The sequence below is a fragment of the Butyrivibrio sp. WCD2001 genome, from assembly GCF_000424485.1.
In the GTDB taxonomy this organism is placed as follows: domain Bacteria; phylum Bacillota; class Clostridia; order Lachnospirales; family Lachnospiraceae; genus Butyrivibrio.
In genome coordinates this window covers 69,967-91,692 of sequence record NZ_AUJZ01000012.1, presented here as the reverse complement: position 1 = coordinate 91,692, position 21,726 = coordinate 69,967, and the positions used below count along the sequence as shown (strand labels likewise).

Below are 21,726 nucleotides of genomic sequence, written 5' to 3'. Positions count from 1 at the left end.
ACTATCCCATTAATAACGTTCCCCGGGTATATGTATTCATCACCCGGGGAACTGTTTTTCATGATTTATAGAGGTCTACATCGAGGAGGCCTTCGGTTTTGGCCACAATCAAGGCGGCAGCCACGTCTCCTGTTGTGTTGGACATCGTTTCGAACATGTCGATAATGGGATGAATACCGATTATAAGTCCTACCGACTCAATCGGAACACCGATCTGTACAAGAACTATGCCTACGCATACGATTGCAGCTCCGGGAACTCCGGGGCATCCAAGCGAAAGCAAAATAATGGTTATGATAAGAGACAGGTAAGCTGACGGAGGAATACTGATCCCGTAAGCTCTGGCAAGGAACAATCCCGCCGCTGTTAGGAATATACAGGTTCCGTCCATATTAACGGTTGCTCCTAGCGGTATTGAGAAGCTGCAGACCCTGGGAGATATTCCAAGCTTATCTGTACAGGTTCTCATGTTTGTCGGCATGGCCGCATTGCTTGATGCAAGCGTAAAACTTGTAAGCATACCTTCCCGATTCTTTTTATAGAAGTGTATGGGATTCAGTCTTCCGATAATAGCAATCAGGACACCATACACAAGCATCATGCAAAACATCGAAAACAGAACTGTTCCGGCAAACCCCAGCACCGATAAAATCGACGCACCTCCCATGTCCTTAACCATGAGCGCTACCGAGCAGAATACAGCGACAGGAATTATCTTTGTGACAAGCGTTGTTATTGTAAGGAAAAGTGAATTGCAGGCATCGAAAAAGTTCTTTAGGAATGCCGAATATTCACCGATCATTCCAACTGCTATTCCGCATATAAATGCCAGGAATATTATCTTAAGGGTATCTGAATCCACGAATGGTTGTACAAAGTTCGATGGGAATATTCCAATTATCGTATGAAGAATCGACGTATCAACATTCGTATCAACGGATACGTCTACTGCCGCTTCCGAAAGGGATAGCGCAAATCCAAAGTTCCCGGGATGAATCATCATTGAAATACTCAAAGACAGCAAAACAGCCAGAACCGTCGTCAGCATATACACTCCCATTACTTTGCCGCCAATTCTTCCAAGCTGGGACAGGTCTTTGAACTGCGATACACAGGATACGATTGAGAAAAAGACAACCGGTGCGATTATCATCTTAAGGCAGTTCATGAAGACTGTTTTTATGGGATCCAGTGCATATTTTGAAATACCTCCCGCAATCTGCGGCGGAATCACCATCTGCAAAAGAACTCCGAAAATAAGGCCAAGCACAAGGCCGATCATTGTGTTAATAAGCATTGAAGATTCAGCACCGCTTGCAAGAATTCTGATCTTGTTGACACCGTTTTTATAGCTTACCTTGAAGTCCTCGCCATGTGCCTTCAGCAAGATCGCTCTTATTGCATCCTGCGCATCCTCATCCTCAAGCCTCTCTAAATTATCAACCCCGTCTGCGGTTGTTGTATCCGGATTATATTCAGGTCCTCTGGCCCTTATTACCACTTCCGTCTCACCAAGAATTTTCCTTACACAGACAGTAAATGTACCGTTGGGAGGCATCTTTTTAATAAGCTGGGCAATCGTCTCCTCTGCAACCAGAATAGCCTTTATTACGAGCTTTTTATTTAAGCCTATACTTTTTAGTGATTCTTCAGCGAACTGGATACTTCTACTGATGCAATCCTCATCAGATACCATAAATCTTTTCTTCGCATTGATATATCTCATTCTGAGTGCCCCCTCTGCAAAAACTCTACGAATCTTACTAATAATATCGTACTATATTATGCACTCTTCTTTTCTTAAATTAGTATAAAATAGCCCTAACATGATTTCTTAAGTCCCATGCTAGTGCTACTTTATAAAAAATAGTTTTTGCCTTTTTACTAATCCTTTGACTTTTCATCAGTTTCGATGGCGTTTTCTGTTGACTTGCTGTCTAATAGTATTATACGTTTATAAACTTCTTTGTACTGTCGCTAAGTTTGTTCGTAACCTGATTGTTATTATCCATGGCCTCTCCGATTTCTTGAATTTCTCCCACAATCTCCGTAGAGTTGGAAGCTGAAAGGCTGATGGCCTGTGTGGACTCTTCAACGGAATCGGTGATTGTAAGAATTGAGTCTGCCATGCTGTGCATTGTGTTATCAAGAGAGTCTGCCTTCTCAGTAAAGCCTTCAAGAATTTCATTCATTATCTCTGCTGTACTCTCGTATTTCTCTCCTGTCTCAACAAAGGCTTCATAATCGGCAATAACAGTATTGTTGATAAAATCTACAACCTCGATGGCATTATTCGAAAGCTCCTGAACAGCCTTTGTCACATTCTCACTTATAGTCTGAATATTTCCGGCTGTCTGTCTGCTGTTATCGGCAAGTGCACTGATCTCCTGCGCAACTACCGCAAAGCCCTTGCCGGCTTCACCTGCTCTTGCAGCCTCAATGCTGGCGTTAAGTGCAAGAAGGTTTGTCTGGGAAGCTATATCGAGGATAACCTTGGTAAGTTCTCCGATCTGATTAACCTGCTCACTTTCCTTTACTGACTCATCAAGGGTCTTGCTGAGCGCCTCAACTCTGGCACCTGTATTCTCCTTCTTCTGCATAGCCTCATTCTTAATGGTATCAGCTTCCTTCTGGATCTCGCCTGCACGCTCTTTTCCTGAAGCAACCTCATCATTGATGCTCTCCACCGCATCTCTTACATCATTGAGCTGCTCCTTAATGTGAGAAGCTGTAGTTGACACATTGTCCATGCTGGCTGAAAGCTCCTCAAGCGCCGCTGATGTGTTGGTGATGTTGTCGTTAGCCAAAGCGATCTGTGAGGTCATCTTGTCTGCGGAATCTGTAAGAATGAGTGTTCCGCTCTTAACATCTTTCATTACGCCCTGCAGGGTTTCAATAAAATCATTTATGCCGTCTCTTATAAATACAAGCTCATTTCCGGTCTTAACATTTACTCTTGCTGTAAGGTCACCCTTTCCGGCGTTGATATCATTTATAATTTCCTGAACAGAGTCGGAAATCTTAACAATAACTTTGGTGATAAGAACAAATGAAACATAGAGGTTCAAAAGAAGGCACACGATAAACACAACCATTCCTGTTACATTCATGACAGTTATCTTACTTCTTGCCTGTGCCATATAATTTACAACATTACCCTGAAGTGCATCCACCGATGCATCAAGGGTTGTCATGCCTTCTTTGACACCTTCCATGTTAGTCATATAATCTCCGGTAAGTATCTCCGAGGCAACACGTCCATCGCCGGTTGTCATCATGATATTGAACACTTCATCAACGTTCGCAATAAGAGCCTTTGCCGAAGCATCAAGCTGTGTCGTTGCGTTTGGATCGCCATACATAGCAAACTCATCGCCGATTTCTTTTACAAGAGTGGTCACTTCGCTCTCGTAGGATTTAAGCTCGCTTCCGATTCTCTCTTTATCAGCATCAGCGTAATATGACCATAGCCCCAGTGCGCTCTGGATCGTTCCGTCAATCCTGGCCAGATCTTCCTTAACTGTTCCCTCTTTATGAACCAGCTCGGTTACTCCGGCAATTATACCCTGAGCACTGTCAGACATGGATGATATTCCATCGTTAACAATGTAGCTTACTATGTTAAATATCAGCAACATCAGAATATTAAAGAACAAAATCTGAACCGGAATAGATTTGAAAAAACTGACCTTATTCTTCTTGTTTTCAGTTGTCCTTGACATAGCGACACTCCTTTCAATATAATAAATATCCACCTATATACATTATACAGCCAAATAATGCGCTGTTTTACGTTTAATATTTTTTTAATAAAATTTAATAAAAAATGCATAAAAACACACAAAAAAGGCTGGATGAATAATTCCAGCCTTTTTATCATTCAGTTTAGTTGGTTACGCGGGTGTTTCTCCCTACCTGCTTAAGCGAATGCTTATAATAAGGGGTTGGCTAACGGTTTTTATGACGGATGCGCTGATCCAAAAAGAGCCACGTCAGGCCAATTACTCCCCTTATTATAAAAAAATAAGTGCAGATGTCAGAGTTAATTACTCTCTAACAACTACACTTTTATGGTACTAAAAAAGAACACAGGCATATCAGCTGTGTTCCATCATTTTTACTACTTCTTCAAAAGACATATTCCCACCGAAAATATCGAGTGCACTTCCGATGGTGACATCAAGTTTTCCGTCTGCACAGGTTTTCAAAAGGTTAAGGTCATCGAAGTTATGAACTCCACCCGCATAGGTTATGGGTAGTTTTCCCCACCCGCCAAGCATTATTGCAAGTTCCTCTTCTATACCGGACTGCTTTCCTTCCACATCGACTGCATGGACAAGAAATTCATCGCAGTAGTTCGAAAGCTCATCCATAGTTTCATTTGTCACGGCAACATCAGTCATCTTCTGCCATCTGTCTGTGACGATGTAGTAGTTTTGTTCGGAACTATCAGTATTCGTCCCCTTTCGACAGCTAAGATCGAGTACCAGGTGCTCTTTTCCGACTTCCCGAAGGAGCTTTTTAAGGTTCTCGTAATTGATTTTTCCGTCCTTAAAAACATAGCTTGTCACGATGACATGCGAAGCTCCGGCATCAAGGAATCTCCAGGCATTTTCAGCGGTTATTCCTCCGCCCACCTGCAGATAGCCCGGTGTCTCGGAGAGCGCGGAAAGCGCCTGCCCCACGGATGCTTCGTAATATGGGCTGTCAGCTGCATTCAGGACTATTATGTGTCCTCCCCGCAGCCCTGTTTCCTTATAAAGGCGTGCAAAAAAAGCAGCATCCTGCTCTGACACGAAGTTCTCTTTTGCCAAGTCCCCCGTGTCGCGCAGACTGCTGCCTACAATCTGTTTAACCTGTCCGTTATGTATATCAATGCAAGGTCTGAATCTCATTTTGTCCTCATTTATGCGAAATTTTGCTTCGGATCAATCACCCAATAACATCGCTCATGTCATACATTCCTGCGCTCTTTCCGGCAAGGAACTTAGCTGCCTCAATGGCACCCTTTGCAAAAACGCTTCGTGAATAAGCTCTGTGAGAAAGAGTTATAACCTCATCAGTTCCCGCAAAGATCACATCATGGTCTCCGACGATGGTGCCACCTCGAACTGCAGAAATACCGATTTCCTTCTTAGGTCTCTTCTCACGTCTGGTGCTTCTGTCAAATACATACTCGCACTTTTCAGTAAGTGAATCGTTAACGGAATCTGCGAGTGCCAGCGCTGTTCCGCTGGGAGCATCAAGCTTCTGGTTGTGGTGTTTTTCAACTATCTCGATGTCAAAACCGGCTGCGTCAAGTACAGGTGAAATATCCTTCAGTACCTTCATAAGCATGTTGATACCTACAGACATGTTAGCCGATTTCAGGATTGCAATTTTGCCTGAAGTGCTCTGAACATTAGCAAGCTGCGCTTCCGAAAGTCCGGTCGTGCAAAGTACTACCGGTAGGTTCTTACCGGCGCATACCTCAAGAAGCTTATCAACAGCCGATGCATTGGAGAAATCAATTACAACATCAGCGTCCACATCGCATTTTTCTATAGAATCGAATACAGGAAAACTGTAAGAATTTTCCCCATAGGCATCAACACCTGCTACGATCTCGATATTTTCATCTGCCCCTGCAAGGTCGACAATTACATGACCCATACGGCCATTGCAGCCGTGCATAATTGCTTTAATCATACTTTGTCCTTTCTCCCCTTATCCCAAGAATTTCTTCAGTTCCTTCTCAAGAACAACTCTGTTCTTCTCAGTCATAGTTGTGAGAGGAAGACGAAGCGGGCCTGCCTTGAAGCCGATCATCTCAAGTGCTGCCTTAACCGGAATAGGATTAACCTCTGAGAAAAGTGCATCAATAAGAGGAAGTGCCTCGAGCTGAATCTTAGCAGCTCCTGCGAAGTCTCCGTCCAGAGCCTTCTGACACATGTCATGAGTCTGTCTGGGTGCAACGTTTGACAGTACTGAAATAACACCAAGTCCGCCAAGTGACATGATCGGAACAACAAGTCCGTCCTCACCTGAATAGAGATCGATGCATCCGTCAGCAAGCTGCATCATCTTGGTAGTCTGAGCAAGATTACCTGCAGCATCCTTGATACCAACGATATTATCAACGTCCTTGCACATTCGAACCGCTGTCTCGGGTAGAATGTTGCAGCCTGTACGGCTGGGTACATTGTAAAGGATTATCGGAATATCAACAGCCTTAGCAACTGCAGTAAAGTGCTGAACGAGTCCGTCCTGAGTAGCCTTGTTGTAATAAGGAGTTACTGAAAGGATCGCGTCCGCGCCTGCCTTAGCAGCATCAACCGAAAGATCAATTGCAGTCTTAGTGCAGTTCGATCCTGCGCCTGCAATTACGGGAACTCTCTTATTTACATATTCGATGCAGAACCTTGATACCTCCATGTGCTCTTCTTCTGTCATGGTAGCGCTCTCACCTGTTGTTCCGCACACGATGATAGCATCGGTTCCGTTCTCAATCTGAAAATCAATCAGTCTCTTGAACTCATCATAATTAACCGATCCGTCTTCATAAAATGGAGTTGCAATAGCAACACCTGCACCTTTAAATACTGCCATAAAGTTGTCTCCTTTTATTATTTTGTACATCGTCTTTTTCAAATGTATAACATTTGAAAAAGAGCTAACTCATCGCAAAGAGAGTTAGCTCCATAATAATCATCACCAAAATAAATTAGTGCGATAGCTCCCCATCTTGCGATGACAGTCATACAGCTCTTAACTGTATGCCCAGGTATAAACCCTGCAGGCGGGCTCATCCTTCGGCGTATTGTCCTTTCGGAATTCCTCACCTGCGCCTGTCGCATCAGAATTCTTACTGATAGAATACGCAACCTCTATCTGAATCTTGTATGTCATAATAACACTAGCGCAGTGCAGTGTCAACGTGATGAATTAAATTAAAACGAACTTATTTCATGCCCTCCCAGAATCTATCGTGCTCCGTAAACCTCACCGTATCCTCCTCCGTGATCTCGGCCTTCGGTTTTTTCTCCTTTGTTCCGGTCTGCTCCATCTGGAGTTCTCCTTCTGAGGGGCTCTTGTACACGTCCTCGTGTTCCCCGAATATCTTATCTATAATCACCATGCTTTCTACCTCCTGGTTTTAGAATTTTTAACACATCTTCATATAGATAATCATTCTCTCGTCTCTATTCGCTTACAAATATTATATCATTTGCCTTATGAAAATTGAACTCTCCAGGATTATTTTTCATCAAAAAGAGGGGTGGAAAAATATCTCTCAGCGGTATCCGGAAGTATGGTAACTACTGTCTTCCCCTTTCCGAGTTTCTTCGCAAGTTTAACTGCCGCAGCTACATTTGTTCCGCTTGAAATTCCGCACATTATCCCTTCTTCTCTGGCAAGTCTCTGAGCCATGCCAATGGCTTCCTCGTCCGTAATAATGGAGATATTGCTGTAAATGGACTGATCCAGGATATCGGGGATTATGCCGTCACCTATTCCCATCTGAAGGTGTGTTCCAATATTACCTCCCGCGAGAATTGCGGCATTTTCAGGCTCTGCCGCCCATATCTCTATGAAAGGATACTGTGCTTTTAATACTTCACCGATTCCCGTGATGGTTCCGCCGGTACCTATTCCTGAGCAGAAGCCGTGTATCGGTTTTTCAACCTGCGCCATTATCTCAAGCGCCGTATGATTTTTATGAGCCATCGTGTTGTTCGGATTCTCAAACTGCTGAGGAACAAAGACGTTCGGATCCTCTTTCTGCATCCTGAGCGCTGTATTTAAGCACTCTTCTATGCATGCACCTATGTCTCCCTCATCATGGATAAGTATGACCTCAGCGCCATAATGTCTTATAATCTTTCTTCTCTCTTCACTTACCGAATCAGGCATTATTATTACTGTTTTATAGCCTCTTACCGCTCCGACAAGCGCAAGACCTATTCCCTGATTTCCGCTTGTAGGCTCAACTATTATAGTCTTTTCATTTATAATTCCCTGCTTCTCGGCAGCCAGTATCATGTTGAGGGCGGTTCTCGTCTTTATTGATCCTCCGATATTGATACCTTCGAATTTTACCAGAATCTCCGCCCCGTCCGGATCCGGTATCCTGTTAAGTCTTATCATCGGAGTATGCCCGACTGCAGCGAGCACGTTTTCATATACCATTGTAAAAACCTCTTATCACTGTTATTTCTGGTTTAAAGACACCAAACAGTATTATATCACTAAAAGGGCATCTCCCGCGAGATGCCCTTGACTGTACATATACTTATTCCGACTTTAATTTATTCCCCTGTCCTTTATTCTTTGACAGTTCGAACATCACAGCCGGAATATGGCAGTATCCTGCGGGATTCTTCACCAGGTATTTTTGATGGTATTCTTCTGCTGTGTAGAAGTTCTCAAGTGGCAGCACTTCTATAGCACTCTTTTGCCCAAGCTGTTTTTCAAGCTCAGTCATCTTACTTTCTATGATGGGACGCTGACTATCTTCAGTATAATATATACCTGTCCTGTACTGAATTCCTTCGTCCCCGCCCTGTTTGTTTACAGAGACCGGATCAACAACCTTAAAGTAATAGTCTATAAGCTCTTCAAGGCTTATCTTGTCGGGATCAAACTCCACCTTCACTGTCTCAGCATGACCGGAATCATTACAGACTTCTTCATATGTAGGATTTTGGGTTGGTCCATTGGCATATCCAACTTCTGTATTTGCTACTCCATCAAACTGATCAAAGAATCTCTGGGCTCCCCAGAAGCATCCACCTGCAAAATATATTGTCTCCATTTTTCATCTCCTTGTTATTCTACTCTGTCCAGGTTACGGAGTTTCCTTTTCTTTCGAGCGGTTCTCTGTTAGGGCTTCCGCTCTCAGGATACCCAAGAATTAGTCCGCCTGTTATAGTCTCGTCTTCTTTAAGTCCGTATTTATACATGAACTCTCTTATGGCATCGTTTTCATCAAGCCAGTGAAGCTGATTTATCCAACATGATCCCAGATCAAGAGCATTTGCAGCTATCATCATGTTTTCAAGTGCACAGGCACTGTCAGCTATGGCATTCCAGTAACCCTTTTTGTTCGCCGTCACAATAAAAACCGGCGCTCCGTAGTGAAAAACATAGCCGCCCTTCTTTGATGCATTTATGGAATTCTTCAGGGATGAATAGGTGTCTTCCTTTATTTCCATCTTGGAAAATTCATTGCATACCAGTTCTGCCATCTCTTTAAGCATGTTCTTATCAGTAAAAACGATGAAATGGGTTGTCTGGTTATTACCACCGCTCGGAGCATATCTTCCTGCTTCAATCACCTTTTCAATCAGTTCTCTCTCCGGCATGTTTTCGGAATATCTTCTTGTACTTCGTCTTGTTAAAACAGCTTCTAATGCATCCATATGAACCTGCCTCCTTTTCAATCAATTATCTTGCGCAGCTTTATTTAATGCCTCAAACAGCTCCGGGTATTCCTGTTTCATCCTTATGGGATGTCCTTCCTTGTTCAAAAAAGCGTGAGAAGATTTTCCAAGACATACAACCTCACCTTCCCCGTTTTTCATCTCATATGACAAATGAAGCTTTACTCCCTTGAATTCTTCAACAGTAACGCTTATCTCAACCTTGTCAGAAATGTCGTTGTCTTCTTGAAATCGCATGTTACGCTAATGACTGGTGATATAATCCATTTCATTGACCTCTGTGCGCTTCACTTTTTTATTTCAGATAATTATAGATGATTCTCTAATCGCGCACAATCTATTTGTAAGCGTGTTATGTTTTTATAGATGGCAACTTTGCTGATATATTCGCATGCGAATATACTTGTTAATATATCTTTTCAGCCTTATAATGAAACTAGATAGTCTTGTTTTCACGCTGTTATAAGGAGGTACCTATGCCAGCTATTATGCCAATATCAGATTTAAGAAATTACACCGATGTCCTCAAAGAAGTCGATGCCAACAGTCGCGTATATCTTACAAGAAATGGTCGCGGAGCTTACACCATCATGTCTGTAGAGGAAGCAGATGAGCTTGATCGCCTGAGAGCATTACACAATGTTCTTACTGACCTTAAGAAAGCTGAAACACGAGCTGAGAAAGAAGGCTGGATTGATGATGATGAAATGCTGAAAGTGATGGGGCTTAAAGATTGAAGACATTAAAATACTCTCCGGATTATAAAGAAAAAATCGCTAAAATGCGAAAATATCTGGACTCTCAATTTGGCGATGCTAAGAGAAAAGAAATTTTCTCAGCAATTAATAATAGAATCCAGTCCATAAGAAAACACGAAGACATTGGCATTTCTGTCCGCGATATGTTTGGTGTAGACACTGATTACCAGTATATCTATGCAGTCAAAAATTATGTGTTTTTCAGAATTGATGAAACACAAATTTATATTGTAAACATCTATGATGAGCGTGAAGATTTCATGTGGAAACTATTTGGCATTAAAACTACACCCCAAGAAACTGAAGATTACTGGAAAGAATAGGTATAAGAGGACTCATAACGAGTCCTCTTATTAATATCAATATTCAAATATTCAATCCGCATTTTATTCAAGTTTCATCCCCATTACAAACGCAAACGGATATGCAAAAAGACGCTCTTTTTCATCTTCAAATCTAACCGAAAACTTGGCCGGAATTTCATCCTCATCATAAGTGACATCCGTTATTATTCCGTGCCCGAATTTAGGCTGGACCACCTTTTGTCCTACAGTAAGATTTGTGGGATATTCCTGAGAATCAATCTTCCCTTTTTCTTTTACACTTCTTTTGATGGAAGCCTTTGCTTTCTTTACTCTCTCCTTGATATCCTTCTTCTCGCTTGCTGATATCTCGGAGATTTCTTTAACAAAAGTGGACTCCTCATCATTATAAGTAAAGATATTCAGTTTGTTCCTTGCCCTTGTCATGCCAACGTAGAAGATTCTTCGCTCCTCTTCATAATCACGAAGTTCCTTGGGCGATGCCTTTTTCCTGTTATCAATAACCTCACTTGGAAAAACACCGTCGCAGGCATCCATCAGATATACCTCATCATACTCAAGCCCTTTACTGGAGTGTATGGTGGAGAGTATGAACTTTTCCCTGTATGAAGACTCCTTGTCACGTATAATATCCTGAAGTTCCTGAAGTCTCCTGATAAATCCGTCAATCGAGTGCTCATTTTCAGCGAGCATTTCAAGAATAAAAATCTTGTTATAATCAAGATGATTCATCTCCATGTATTCGCCGTAGCCCATGTAATTGTCTATTCTCATAAGCGCTTTATACGGATTTTCATGTCTCATGTTTGCAAGGTGCGTCCGAAGTGCGCGGCACTTTCCCTTAACCCTGCTGTTAATCATCTCCGTCTCTTCCAGAGCATCCAGAATAGGGATGTTTAATCCGGCGGCAATCCTGCAAAGCTGCTCAGCCTGCTTTTTACCAAGATATGTCTGGAACTTGAAATATATCTTCATGAAAAGATCGCTATTATAAGGATCTATTGAAAAGCGCATGATATTTATGACATCTCCAACCACTCTATGTGTAAAAAATGCCATATCAGCGTTTTTAATCCTATATGGAATCCCTTGCCTTTCAAGGCGATCCACCAGCGGAAGTATGCTCTCATTATCCCTGTAAAGAACTGCAATCTGGCTATTTATATCAGTTGCTACTTTAAGCAGATAATTATATTGATTTTTCCTGCTATTAAGCCTTACATAGTTAATCTCGGATGCGCTCTCCTTCGCCGCCTGCATATGCTTGTCATGGCGCATGGTGTTGTGCCTTATGAATCTGTCTGCGGCAGAAACTATATTTGCATTGGACCTGTAGTTTCTGTCCATCACCAGAACCTTTGCACCGGGATGCTCCTTTTCAAAATTGAGAAGAGCCTCAGGATATGCCGCTCTAAAGCCATATATACTCTGATCTTCGTCGCCCACCATGAAAAGGTTGCCGTCAGATCCCGAAAGCAGACTGATTATCATATGCTGAATTTTGGACGTATCCTGCGCCTCATCGACACATAGATATCTGTATTTATCCTTGTAAAATGAAAGCAGATCCGGCGTTGACTTAAGCATTCTATATGCATATATCATCTGATCATCATAGTCCATCAGACTTCTCTTTTTGAGCTCACTGTTATATGCCTCGTAGATGGTGTAGATATCGGTATCCATCTCATCTTCAAGCTTGTAGATATCCTCCTTCGAGAGCATCATGTTCTTGCAATAGGTTATGAGCGTGCGGACATTCTTGATGTCACTCTCCGTAGGATATTCTTCATAAATTCGCACATAATTCTCTGTTAGAATCTTCCCTATAAGCTTCTCATCCGTGATAAGCTCAAATGCATTTTTACCTATGAGCCTTCCATAATGCGCGATAATCTTCGCACAGATACCGTTGATTGTGCGAAACTCAAGCCTTGTGGAAATATCCTCCCCAAAAAGCTTTTCAAACCTCTGCGCCATGTCCTTTGTGGCAGCCACGGTATATGTAAGTGTCAGTATGTTCTCAGGCGCAATCCCCTTGCAGTAGAGCATGTATCCAAGCCTGTTTACAAGTACTGTGGTTTTCCCGCTCCCCGGCACTGCAAGAAGGAGCACCGGTCCATCTACAGTCCTTACCGCGTCAAGCTGCTGTTCGCTCAGCTTCTTTGTATATCTGTCTAAAAACTCATTTTCTGTCATCTCAAAAATCATCCCGGTAAGTTTACAAAAACTTCTCCAGCTCCCTGATATCCTCCTTGGTCGTAGCCCAGTCTGTAGCAAGTCTTATCGCCGTGTGGTTATCATCAATTTTCTCCCAGAAGCCATAGCGAACGTGCTCCGCAAACTCCTTTAATCTCTCGTTGTCCATAACTATGAACTGCTGATTTGTCGGGGAATCTATGAAAAGCTGATATCCCTTCTTAACAAGCATATCTCTAAGCTCCTCAGCCATCTCTACCGCATTTTTGCTGATTTCAAGATACAGATCATCAGTGAAAAGCGTATCAAACTGGAGGCCCAAAAGCCATCCCTTCGCAAGGAGCGCGCCGTGCTGCTTGATAACAGGAATCGGATGCTTTGTGGGAACGCCCTTAGGGAACACAACTGCCTCTCCAAAGAATGCACCCACCTTGGTCCCGCCTATATAAAATACATCAACCAGGCTCGCTATATCAGCTAAGGTAACATCTGTTCTTTTACTCATAAGACCATAGCCAAGTCTTGCTCCATCAAGGAAAAGTGGAATATTGAACTCTTTGCAAACACCTGATATTTTTGAAAGTTCTTCTTTGGAATACAGCGTTCCATACTCAGTTGGATGCGAGATATAAACCGCTCCCGGGAAAACCATATGCTCATGGTTATCGTCTGCGTAGAAGTTCTTGATATAGGTGCGAAGGTCATCCGCATCGATTTTGCCTATGGTGTCATCATGCACTGTGCTGCCACTTTCTGTTGCATCATCTCTGTTTGCATTTGTTTTAATGCTCGGCAACGTCAGCACCTTGTGCCCCGAAAACTCTATCGCTCCGGCCTCGTGTACAGCCACATGTCCTGTCTCTGCTGCCACAACTCCCTCGTAAGGCTTAAGCAGCATATCCAATATCGTCTGGTTGGTTTGAGTTCCACCCACAAGGAAGAACACATCTGCCTCCGGACAATTGCATGCGTTTTTTATTTTTTCTGCCGCGCTTTTGCAATAATCATCCGTGCCATAGCCATCGTTCTGCTCGAAGTTAGTCTGAGTAAGACGCTCCAATATCCTCGGATGCGCGCCCTTTGTATAATCACTTGAAAATGAAATTCTGTTATCCATTTTTGCTTTCTCCCGGTGAATAATTTTCTATATATTATAGCAACAAAACAACTGACTGGCATAAAAAAGCGTCCGGATAATCATTCCGGACGCCCTCTTTCATTACTTCTTCTTAAAGGTTTTCTTATTGTACTTGTATCTGCTGCGAATTCTGTCGCCTTTTCCGTCTACAAATTTTCCGTCCAGCTTACTTCCTTTCTTACTAAAGGAAATCTTTACAGCCTTCTTAAGAGCAGGCCTTCCCTCTCCATAGCTTAAAACAACAGGTGAATTCTTTTTATATCCGTAAGCCGTTACCTTGGCTTTCTTATCAATGATAAACGACTCCTTGTGCCAGCCATCAAGATACAGGACAGCTGTATTGAGTCCCGGCCCCACAAAATATGACTTGCTGGCATTAAGTACAACCGAACCACTACCGGTAAAATGAAGCGGTGTCGGCCAGTTTGCTCCGGATACATAAATAGCTTTTAGATTATTCTTTCCGACAAGCTTAATCTTGAAGGCTTTTCCCATGTTGCGGATATCCAGGTATTTATTCTCAGAATCAAAATTGTTAAGAGTCAGGGTATTGTCCGCATAGTTATAACTTATTCCCGGAACCTGCTTTACAAGTGACTTATATCCCTTTATTGCATAGGGATCTCCGAATATAGTCTTGTTTGAATAAGCGTCTAAAGCATCGCTTAAAATAACATATGAACTTCTCGTATAAATATTCGCCCTATAATATGGCTTATTCTTGTTTGTATCATTTTTGTACTGATCTTCCCAGGTTGCCGTATTGAGATCTTCTTCGGTGTCTTCATCCTCTGTGGTACTAAAGAAGGAAATGCTATAGATATTTACTTCATCCTCCGCTGTGCCGCCACAGGTAAATTTCAAATAAATATCATGTTTTCCGCTTCCAACAGATGCTTTCTCAATTCCGCTGAAGAACTTCTCCTTATAGGGATCACTAAAACTGCTTGTTCTATGGCTAAGTGACCATTCACCGATCTTATTTTCTCCCTCTTTATCAAGGTACATGGTAACCCTGACACTGTCAGAGTTTGGCTTAGAATACTTAAAGGAGATGGCCTTGATAGGATCCACATTTCCGAAACTTACATTCTTAAATTTTGCCTTATCTCCGTTCGCAATTGTCCCAAGCTTCGCTGTTTTATCAGAATCGTAGGTAAGACCAACTCCGTTTGTAACCGAGTAGTCACCATCGTAATCTCTCGCCTTTAACGTTATGTTTGCTGCATTAACCACAAGTGTTCCTACCATCTTACCTATAGGAATAGCACCTGTAATGCATAAACCCAGCGTCAATGCTACAGTAAGAAATATTTTAAAAAACTTTTTCCTCATAAGAATTACCTCCGACAATCCACTCAAATCGGGTAAACGTTTCATAGGAAAATTATATCATTGTACAGTTTTTAAATTATCGATTTTATGAATTATTTAACTAAGTTTCATACGCAGTTTATATGTTATAATTTTATATATCATCTGTCTTTGGGGAGATAGCATGTTCAGATTTTACTTTTGCATTTTTATATCGTTTCCACTAATTATTTATTACATTGTTAAGATCAGGATTATGATGATAAATCCTGACAGATATTCCGAAGAATACAGATACGGAGTTGCACGAAATATGGTCAGACGGGTTATGAGAAATTCTCGCATCACTACCAAGTGTTATGGTTTGGAAAACCTCCCCTCAGAGGGCGGATATATCATAACTCCCAATCACCAGGGAAAGTTCGATGCACTAGGAATAATCTATTCTCACGATGCACCTTGCTCAATCGTAATCGACAGTAAAACCGCGAAGATGGAACTTACTCATGAATTTATTGATGTTCTTGACGGAATTCGCATAAACAGGGAAGACAACAGGAAACAAATAACCGCTATAAAAGAACTGGCAGAGCAAGTTAAAAACGGCAAAAGATTCATCATATTCCCGGAGGGCGGCTACACAGACAATAAAAACCACCTGCAATCATTTATGCCCGGAGCTTTCAAAGCAGCCTTGTGGTCACAGGTTCCGATTGTTCCGGTCGCACTGATTGATTCATACAAACCCTTTGGAGAGGGCGGATACAAACCGGTAGAGACACAGGTGCATTTCCTGAAACCGCTCTATTATGAAGATTATAAGGATTTAAAAACGAAAGAAATAGCAGAAATAGTAAAGAAAAAAATAGAAAACAAAATAAATGAAATCTGCAAACAGTAAACCGACAACATAAAGAAAAAGGGGGATTGTCTTTATGGAAACCAGGAAAAAACTGCCACTCGCAACTCAGATTTTTATTGCTCTCGTTCTCGGTATAATTGCAGGTCTGTTACTGCAAAGTCATGCTGATTTTGCGGACAGCTACATTAAACCGATCGGAACCATTTTTCTTAATCTGTTGAAATTCATAGTTGTTCCGATAGTTCTGTTTTCAATAATGGCCGGCATTATCTCAATGAGCGATATCCGAAAGGTTGGCTCTATCGGAATAAAAACCGTCTGTTATTACCTGTGCACAACGGCTGTAGCTATTGTAATAGGCCTCGTTGGAGGAAATCTGTTCAAAGGCTTTTTCCCGATCCTTGAGACCTCTGAGCTTAGCTATGAAGCTTCTGAAGGTGTTCCTTTTATGGACACCGTTGTAAATATTTTCCCATCCAACTTTGTAGCCCCTTTATCTGAAGCTACCATGCTCCAGGTAATCGTTATGGCTCTGCTTATAGGCTTTGCAATAATCCTGGTAGGTGATGAAGCTGCTCCCGCCGTAAAAGGCATCAATTCCTTTAATGCAATTTTCATGAAGTGTATGGAAATGATCTTAAAGCTCTCACCCATCGGTGTATTCTGCCTGATCTGTCCCGTAGTTGCCACCAACGGAGCAGCGATCATCGGATCACTCGCGATGGTGCTACTTGCAGCATACATATGTTATTTTATGCATATGCTGATTGTTTATTCCTTTGCAGTTAAAGTCATGGGGGGCATGAGTCCTCTTGCATTCCTGAAAGGCCAGCTTCCCGCCATGATTTTTGCCTTCTCAAGTTCTTCCTCAGTCGGAACACTTCCGATCAATATGAAGGGCTGCGAGAAGATGGGAGCCGACAAAGAAGTTACTTCCTTCGTGCTTCCCCTTGGTGCCACTATCAACATGGATGGAACCGCTATCTATCAGGGTGTGTGTGCAATCTTCATAGCTGCCTGCTATGGCATCCATTTGACGCCTTCCCAGATGGTAACCATCGTGCTTACCGCAACTCTTGCTTCCATCGGAACCGCCGGTGTACCCGGTGCCGGAATGGTAATGCTCGCCATGGTACTTGCCTCTGTTGGTCTTCCTCTTGACGGAATCGCACTTGTTGCTGGCGTAGACCGAATCTTCGATATGGGAAGAACAGTTGTTAACATCACAGGTGATGCTTCCTGCGCACTTATCGTTTCTAATCTGGAACGAAAAAAAGCTGCTAAAAAGGCATCCTGACAACAAATATAAATGAACGATAAAATTCCGGGCTTCAATCTTGTGATCAGTTCACATTGAAGCCCGGTTTTATTTTATCTAATATTAAGCAGCAGGTTTAACTGCATCATCCTTTGTGTATTTAAAGAAATAGTCTCCTGCTGTTTTGTGCCGGAAGCTGACAGCCCGCAGACAGTAACATAAATAATACAATACCTGCAACTAAATTTTCAACAATATAGAAAAGGCCTCACTAATCAATGCTGTCAGTTTAAAGTTTCAATCAATCTATCCCGGAGTTTTCCTGCAATTTTAAGATTAGTTTCAAGTGTGGGACGTATTTCATCGTTTCGAAGGTCATCTGTCAGTTCGCACATAGCCGTAAAAAGTGGCGTTAATGCGAGATCTGCGCAGGAACCTTTGATTCGATGTGATATTACAAAGGCATCCTTGTATTGTTTCTTTTCAATCTTTAAACACAGATCTCTCCAGTCATTGTTTGATAAGAAAGAATCCACTAGATCAAGGTAAAATTTTTCATCACCAATCATTCTTTTAATCGCTGATTCTGTATCTGCCCCCCATTCCCTAAGAGCTACAATTTTCTTACTGTCCATAATATGTCTCCGCAAATCAAAATATATTTTGTCTTATCACTGCATCAGCTCTCATCCAGCTGCTTCTGGATAGCCTTTGCCAGACTTGCAAATAACTTGTTTTGATCAATCGGCTTTTCCAAAATAATATCCATACCTGCTTCTGCACATCTGCCTTCTACATCGTTAGCCATATCTGCTGTAAGTGCGAAAATGGGAATAGTAGCTGCATCCGGAGTACCCAGTGCGCGTATTTCCTTAGCTGCCTCGATACCACTCTTTACAGGCATCATAAGATCCATAAGAATTGCCTGATAATGATAAGGATCACGAGTTTTTAGCATATCCACAACTTCCTGTCCATCTCTTGCAACTTCTGTATGAATTCCCTTTGTTTTTAACAGCTTAATTATAACTTCCGCATTTATTGTGTTATCCTCTGCCAGAAGGATAGTTTTACCGTAAAGAATCTGATCCTCATACTTTTCTGACTGCTGAGTATGAAGGCTTATCTGCTCATCGGTAGCGATAGGATAAGTTAGAACAATAGTGAACTCTGTTCCTACTCCAACATGGCTTATGCAGGATATTGTTCCTCCCATGAGTTCTACAAGGTTTTTACATATGTACAGCCCAAGTCCGGTACCTTCCTGGTAGGGATCGTCTGAATCTCGGTCCTGTTCAAAAGGCAGGAACATCCTCTGCTGAAATTCTTCACTTATACCAATACCCGTATCTCTTATAGTGTAAGTATGAATGGAAGCAGTATCGGTATACATTATATCAGTCGTAAAGATTATCCGACCTCCTTTTGGAGTGAACTTAATACTATTCGACAAAAGATTCAGGATAGATCGTTCAACATGCTTTGTATCCATAAGGACATAACGATCCTTTGAACCGTTTATCTTATAGTCAAAATCAAGGCCGGCTTCACGTGCCTGCTCTGCCGTAATAGTTGAAATTGAAGTTATAAGGTTTTCCTCGCGAACAGCCGAACTTATGGAAACTACTTTTCCTGCGTTAATCTTACTTGTTTCCAATATTTCCTCGATAAGTGTAAGCAGATACTTGCTTGAGGTCATAATCTTATCAAGATTATCCTTTAGTGCAGGCGTTAAGGATTCCTCCTGAAGCGAAAGCTCGGTAAGTCCAAAAATCGCAGTAAGAGGAGTCCTCATATCGTGAGACATCTGTGAAAGGAAGGTCTCCTTTTCCCGGCTTGATCTTACCGCCGCACGAAGAGCTTTGCCCATTTCATCAATCTGTTCCTGATCATCAATTTGTTTTGTTGTATCAACAAAAGTAAGTACCAGACCCTTGAGCGCACGCTTTCTATCACTGATTACAGCACCGGGCTCTTCTGTTCCACTAATTTCATGATATGGCGCTATGCGAATAAGATAAGTTTTCCCTGCAACAGAAGCACATCGCTGCTCTACGGGTTCCATTGTCTTAAGAACCAGATTGCACTGAGCAAGAAGATCAATTGTGGCAAAGTTAAAGCTTATGTACCTGAGAGATCTTCCCACATCCTGATCGGCAACACTGAATTCTGACGAGATATATTCCGTATATTTTCTAATGTTTAAATCCTTATCCACCATAAGAATTCCGACAAGGGTGGAGGAAAGGAAATTAGCCATATCATTATTGGCAACCGCAAGCTCTGTAACCTTGGACTGATATTCGGAATTGACGGTATAAAGTTCCTCGTTGACAGACTGAAGTTCCTCGTTACTTGACTGAAGTTCCTCGTTGGCTGTAAGAAGTTCCTCATTTGCAGCCTGAAGTTCGGCATTTGTTGACTCAAGTTCCGTAACTGTCTGTCGAAGTGAATGCTTGGTTGCTTTAAGTTCCTGCTCAAGGTCTGATATACGCTGGGATGCAGCAAAATCAACCTGGTATTTCTGCATGTCAACATTTGTCAGTTCACGTCCTCGTATAAACGAAACCGCAGTAAAATCTGTCTTTTCACCGTGATTGTCACTAATAGGCTGCGCAACAATCGAAACAAATTCTGATTTCCCATCGATATCAACAGGAACATCCGAGTATGCCTTGCGTTCGTTTGTAAGCCTTGCTTCCTTAAGCGCGGTGGAAAGCGCAATTTTCATATCTGTCCTGATAAGCTGGAAAATGTCCAATGTAACCTGGCCGGTAGGAAGCGAAATGAGTCTTGAACAGTTACCATAGCTTCTTACCAGCTCGTTCTTTTCATTAACAAGAACCGTTGCGGGCATGAGAGATTCAAGCACAGAGGTATCAAGCTCATGTGCCTTGTAACTCGCGGAATCATCATCCTCGCCGCCCGAGACATTGATAGGCTCGATAGGAGGTTCGATATTGCTCATGGAATAAGCAAACTGCTCATGTGCCGGTGCATTGCCTTCCGCATAGTGTATGAAAATCTTTTCATCGGCGCATACAACGCGGAATACATCTGCATAGTCAATGACTGATTCCGAGCGGCCAAGGAACAGATATCCTCTGTCGGATAGAGCCATGTGAAAAATGGCAAAAAGATTGCGCTGAAGCACCGCCTGGAAATATATAAGTACATTTCGGCAGCATATCAAATCCAGTTTTCCAAACGGCGGATCCTGGAATACATTGTGCTGAGCGAAGATGATCATTTTTCTTATGTCATGATGAATGACATATTTATTTCCTTTTCGTGTGAAAAATTTGGAAAGTCTTGCGACAGACACATCCTCTATTATGTTATTTCCGTAAACTCCACGCACAGCAGTGCTTATTGAATCCGGATCGAGGTCTGTTGCAAATATTTTTACCCCCCTGTGAATGGATAGTTCTTCCATGGCTTCCGCAAAAAGAATTGCAATGGAGTAGGCTTCTTCACCGGTTGAACAGCCCGCAACCCAGATGCGCAGCTCGTCGTCAGGGTGAGAGGTTGTGATTAGCTTTTTGACCACATTTTCCTTTAACACTTCGAAGTAATCAGGATCACGGAAAAATGAGGTAACACCGATGAGCACCTCTTTAGCAAGCAGCTTTGCTTCCTCAGGATTGTTGGTCATGTAATTGACATACTCACGAAGGTTTCTGTTATGAGTTACAACAAGCCTTCTTTCGATCCTTCGAAGAATGGTGGTTTGTTTATAGTAAGCATAGTTTATGTTGGTTACGTTTTTTAATATTGAAAATACTTTGGAAAGAAGGTCATCATCAGTAACACCGAGCTGTGTCTCAGCATCTATCACAGACTTGGCGATATGTGCAAGCTCGCGTGCTATGGAATCCGGCTTTAACATAAGATCAACAAATCCGGTGCTTATGGCATTTCGCGGCATTCCATCGAATTTTGCAGACTCGGGACTCTGAACGATGATCATACCGTTCTGTTCCTTGATGGCTCTGATACCATTTGTACCGTCGGAACCTGTTCCCGAAAGGATTACAGCAACGGAACGATTTTCATAGGCGTTCGCAAGCGAACGGAAGAAGATGTCTATAGGGTGGCTTATTTCCTGAGAGTTCTGCTCCTTGAGGTTCAGAGTGTTGTTGTGGATTTCCACGTTATATTTGGGCGGAATCATGTAGATGTGATTTCTCTCAACCTTCATTCCATCCTCGATTTCTGTTATCGGCATGGAATTATATTTCGCAAGAATATCAGCAAGCATGCTCTTATGATTGGGTGCAAGATGCTGGATTATGACAAAAGCCATGCCTGTATTAGATGGAAGAAATGTGAGGAATTGCTGAAGTGCTTCGAGTCCTCCTGCTGACGCCCCTATTCCTACTACGCAGTGCGGCTGAATATTTACAGACATGTCCTGAGGATTATACATTTAGACCACCTTCCTATGATTGT

General features: G+C 42.3%; 19 protein-coding genes and 1 riboswitch. Of the genes, 4 read left to right on the top strand and 15 right to left on the bottom strand.

All coding sequences use genetic code 11. The features are described from left to right. Positions 1-58: 58 nt before the first annotated feature. From G630_RS0111650 to G630_RS21665, 10 genes are all read right to left on the bottom strand, one after another. Positions 59-1,726, bottom strand: a complete 1,668-nt coding sequence (locus tag G630_RS0111650) for a dicarboxylate/amino acid:cation symporter (RefSeq protein WP_026498670.1) — start codon at positions 1,724-1,726, stop codon at positions 59-61. A 220-nt stretch (positions 1,727-1,946) separates the two neighbouring features. Continuing rightward, positions 1,947-3,722, bottom strand: a complete 1,776-nt coding sequence (locus G630_RS0111645; protein ID WP_022761582.1) for a methyl-accepting chemotaxis protein — start codon at positions 3,720-3,722, stop codon at positions 1,947-1,949. 375 nt (positions 3,723-4,097) lie between these two features. Beyond that, entirely contained in the window at positions 4,098-4,895 is a 798-nt protein-coding gene (gene hisA / locus G630_RS0111640) for a phosphoribosylformimino-5-aminoimidazole carboxamide ribotide isomerase (RefSeq protein WP_026498669.1), read from the bottom strand. Between the two features lie 37 nt (positions 4,896-4,932). Next, on the bottom strand, positions 4,933-5,688 hold the full coding sequence (dapB, locus tag G630_RS0111635) for a 4-hydroxy-tetrahydrodipicolinate reductase (protein WP_026498668.1): 756 nt from the start codon (positions 5,686-5,688) through the stop codon (positions 4,933-4,935). An 18-nt stretch (positions 5,689-5,706) separates the two neighbouring features. Further along, the gene (gene dapA, locus G630_RS0111630; RefSeq protein WP_022761579.1) at positions 5,707-6,588 is read right to left on the bottom strand and encodes a 4-hydroxy-tetrahydrodipicolinate synthase; all 882 of its coding nucleotides are present in this window, start codon (positions 6,586-6,588) and stop codon (positions 5,707-5,709) included. A gap of 116 nt (positions 6,589-6,704) precedes the next feature. Then, positions 6,705-6,877, bottom strand: a riboswitch (Lysine riboswitch). Positions 6,878-6,940: 63 nt separating this feature from the next. After that, the gene (locus G630_RS24695) at positions 6,941-7,117 is read right to left on the bottom strand and encodes a hypothetical protein (protein ID WP_022761578.1); all 177 of its coding nucleotides are present in this window, start codon (positions 7,115-7,117) and stop codon (positions 6,941-6,943) included. A 119-nt stretch (positions 7,118-7,236) separates the two neighbouring features. Further along, the gene (cysK, locus tag G630_RS0111615; RefSeq protein WP_026498667.1) at positions 7,237-8,169 is read right to left on the bottom strand and encodes a cysteine synthase A; all 933 of its coding nucleotides are present in this window, start codon (positions 8,167-8,169) and stop codon (positions 7,237-7,239) included. Between the two features lie 103 nt (positions 8,170-8,272). Continuing rightward, on the bottom strand, positions 8,273-8,794 hold the full coding sequence (gene msrA / locus G630_RS21670; RefSeq protein WP_044959180.1) for a peptide-methionine (S)-S-oxide reductase MsrA: 522 nt from the start codon (positions 8,792-8,794) through the stop codon (positions 8,273-8,275). Between the two features lie 19 nt (positions 8,795-8,813). Beyond that, a complete protein-coding gene (locus G630_RS0111605; RefSeq protein ID WP_026498666.1) occupies positions 8,814-9,401 on the bottom strand; it encodes a nitroreductase in 588 nt (195 codons plus the stop codon). A gap of 21 nt (positions 9,402-9,422) precedes the next feature. Then, the gene (locus G630_RS21665) at positions 9,423-9,659 is read right to left on the bottom strand and encodes an acyl-CoA thioesterase (RefSeq protein WP_049946187.1); all 237 of its coding nucleotides are present in this window, start codon (positions 9,657-9,659) and stop codon (positions 9,423-9,425) included. Between the two features lie 239 nt (positions 9,660-9,898). Here G630_RS21665 and G630_RS0111595 point away from each other — a divergent pair, with 239 nt between their 5' ends. Both G630_RS0111595 and G630_RS0111590 read left to right on the top strand, forming a co-directional pair. Then, positions 9,899-10,159 carry a type II toxin-antitoxin system Phd/YefM family antitoxin gene (locus G630_RS0111595; RefSeq protein WP_022761574.1) on the top strand — a complete coding sequence of 87 codons (261 nt, stop codon included), beginning with the start codon at positions 9,899-9,901 and terminating at the stop codon, positions 10,157-10,159. Then, complete coding sequence (locus tag G630_RS0111590; RefSeq protein ID WP_022761573.1) at positions 10,156-10,503, top strand: type II toxin-antitoxin system RelE/ParE family toxin; 348 nt, start codon at positions 10,156-10,158, stop codon at positions 10,501-10,503. The genes G630_RS0111595 and G630_RS0111590 overlap by 4 nt, the downstream gene beginning before the upstream one ends. Positions 10,504-10,566: 63 nt before the next feature. On the opposite strand, the gene G630_RS0111585 is transcribed toward G630_RS0111590, so the two are convergent. The 3 genes from G630_RS0111585 to G630_RS0111575 form a co-directional block, all read right to left on the bottom strand. Beyond that, on the bottom strand, positions 10,567-12,702 hold the full coding sequence (locus tag G630_RS0111585) for an ATP-dependent helicase (protein ID WP_044959212.1): 2,136 nt from the start codon (positions 12,700-12,702) through the stop codon (positions 10,567-10,569). A 22-nt stretch (positions 12,703-12,724) separates the two neighbouring features. Further along, positions 12,725-13,819, bottom strand: coding sequence for a threonine aldolase family protein (locus G630_RS0111580; protein WP_026498664.1), 1,095 nt, complete (start codon positions 13,817-13,819; stop codon positions 12,725-12,727). A 102-nt stretch (positions 13,820-13,921) separates the two neighbouring features. Next, positions 13,922-15,175 carry a carbohydrate-binding protein gene (locus G630_RS0111575; RefSeq protein WP_026498663.1) on the bottom strand — a complete coding sequence of 418 codons (1,254 nt, stop codon included), beginning with the start codon at positions 15,173-15,175 and terminating at the stop codon, positions 13,922-13,924. A gap of 163 nt (positions 15,176-15,338) precedes the next feature. On the opposite strand from G630_RS0111575, the gene G630_RS0111570 reads away from it, so the two are divergent. Together G630_RS0111570 and G630_RS0111565 are read left to right on the top strand one after the other, a co-directional pair. Beyond that, positions 15,339-16,055, top strand: coding sequence for a lysophospholipid acyltransferase family protein (locus G630_RS0111570; protein WP_026498662.1), 717 nt, complete (start codon positions 15,339-15,341; stop codon positions 16,053-16,055). 34 nt (positions 16,056-16,089) lie between these two features. Next, on the top strand, positions 16,090-17,313 hold the full coding sequence (locus tag G630_RS0111565; RefSeq protein ID WP_026498661.1) for a dicarboxylate/amino acid:cation symporter: 1,224 nt from the start codon (positions 16,090-16,092) through the stop codon (positions 17,311-17,313). A 245-nt stretch (positions 17,314-17,558) separates the two neighbouring features. On the opposite strand, the gene G630_RS0111560 is transcribed toward G630_RS0111565, so the two are convergent. After that, on the bottom strand, positions 17,559-17,909 hold the full coding sequence (locus G630_RS0111560; protein WP_026498660.1) for a hypothetical protein: 351 nt from the start codon (positions 17,907-17,909) through the stop codon (positions 17,559-17,561). A 44-nt stretch (positions 17,910-17,953) separates the two neighbouring features. Then, positions 17,954-21,703 (bottom strand): chemotaxis protein CheB, encoded by a 3,750-nt coding sequence (locus tag G630_RS21660; RefSeq protein ID WP_049946186.1) that lies wholly within the window; start codon positions 21,701-21,703, stop codon positions 17,954-17,956. Positions 21,704-21,726 lie beyond the last annotated feature (23 nt).

Coding starts and splice junctions, on each gene's coding strand:
- G630_RS0111650 (WP_026498670.1), bottom strand. CDS start 1,726: ATGAGATATATCAATGCGAAGAAAAGATTTATGGTATCTGATGAGGAT.
- G630_RS0111645 (WP_022761582.1), bottom strand. CDS start 3,722: ATGTCAAGGACAACTGAAAACAAGAAGAATAAGGTCAGTTTTTTCAAA.
- hisA (WP_026498669.1), bottom strand. CDS start 4,895: ATGAGATTCAGACCTTGCATTGATATACATAACGGACAGGTTAAACAG.
- dapB (WP_026498668.1), bottom strand. CDS start 5,688: ATGATTAAAGCAATTATGCACGGCTGCAATGGCCGTATGGGTCATGTA.
- dapA (WP_022761579.1), bottom strand. CDS start 6,588: ATGGCAGTATTTAAAGGTGCAGGTGTTGCTATTGCAACTCCATTTTAT.
- G630_RS24695 (WP_022761578.1), bottom strand. CDS start 7,117: ATGGTGATTATAGATAAGATATTCGGGGAACACGAGGACGTGTACAAG.
- cysK (WP_026498667.1), bottom strand. CDS start 8,169: ATGGTATATGAAAACGTGCTCGCTGCAGTCGGGCATACTCCGATGATA.
- msrA (WP_044959180.1), bottom strand. CDS start 8,794: ATGGAGACAATATATTTTGCAGGTGGATGCTTCTGGGGAGCCCAGAGA.
- G630_RS0111605 (WP_026498666.1), bottom strand. CDS start 9,401: ATGGATGCATTAGAAGCTGTTTTAACAAGACGAAGTACAAGAAGATAT.
- G630_RS21665 (WP_049946187.1), bottom strand. CDS start 9,659: ATGCGATTTCAAGAAGACAACGACATTTCTGACAAGGTTGAGATAAGC.
- G630_RS0111595 (WP_022761574.1), top strand. CDS start 9,899: ATGCCAGCTATTATGCCAATATCAGATTTAAGAAATTACACCGATGTC.
- G630_RS0111585 (WP_044959212.1), bottom strand. CDS start 12,702: ATGACAGAAAATGAGTTTTTAGACAGATATACAAAGAAGCTGAGCGAA.
- G630_RS0111580 (WP_026498664.1), bottom strand. CDS start 13,819: ATGGATAACAGAATTTCATTTTCAAGTGATTATACAAAGGGCGCGCAT.
- G630_RS0111575 (WP_026498663.1), bottom strand. CDS start 15,175: ATGAGGAAAAAGTTTTTTAAAATATTTCTTACTGTAGCATTGACGCTG.
- G630_RS0111570 (WP_026498662.1), top strand. CDS start 15,339: ATGTTCAGATTTTACTTTTGCATTTTTATATCGTTTCCACTAATTATT.
- G630_RS0111565 (WP_026498661.1), top strand. CDS start 16,090: ATGGAAACCAGGAAAAAACTGCCACTCGCAACTCAGATTTTTATTGCT.
- G630_RS0111560 (WP_026498660.1), bottom strand. CDS start 17,909: ATGGACAGTAAGAAAATTGTAGCTCTTAGGGAATGGGGGGCAGATACA.
- G630_RS21660 (WP_049946186.1), bottom strand. CDS start 21,703: ATGTATAATCCTCAGGACATGTCTGTAAATATTCAGCCGCACTGCGTA.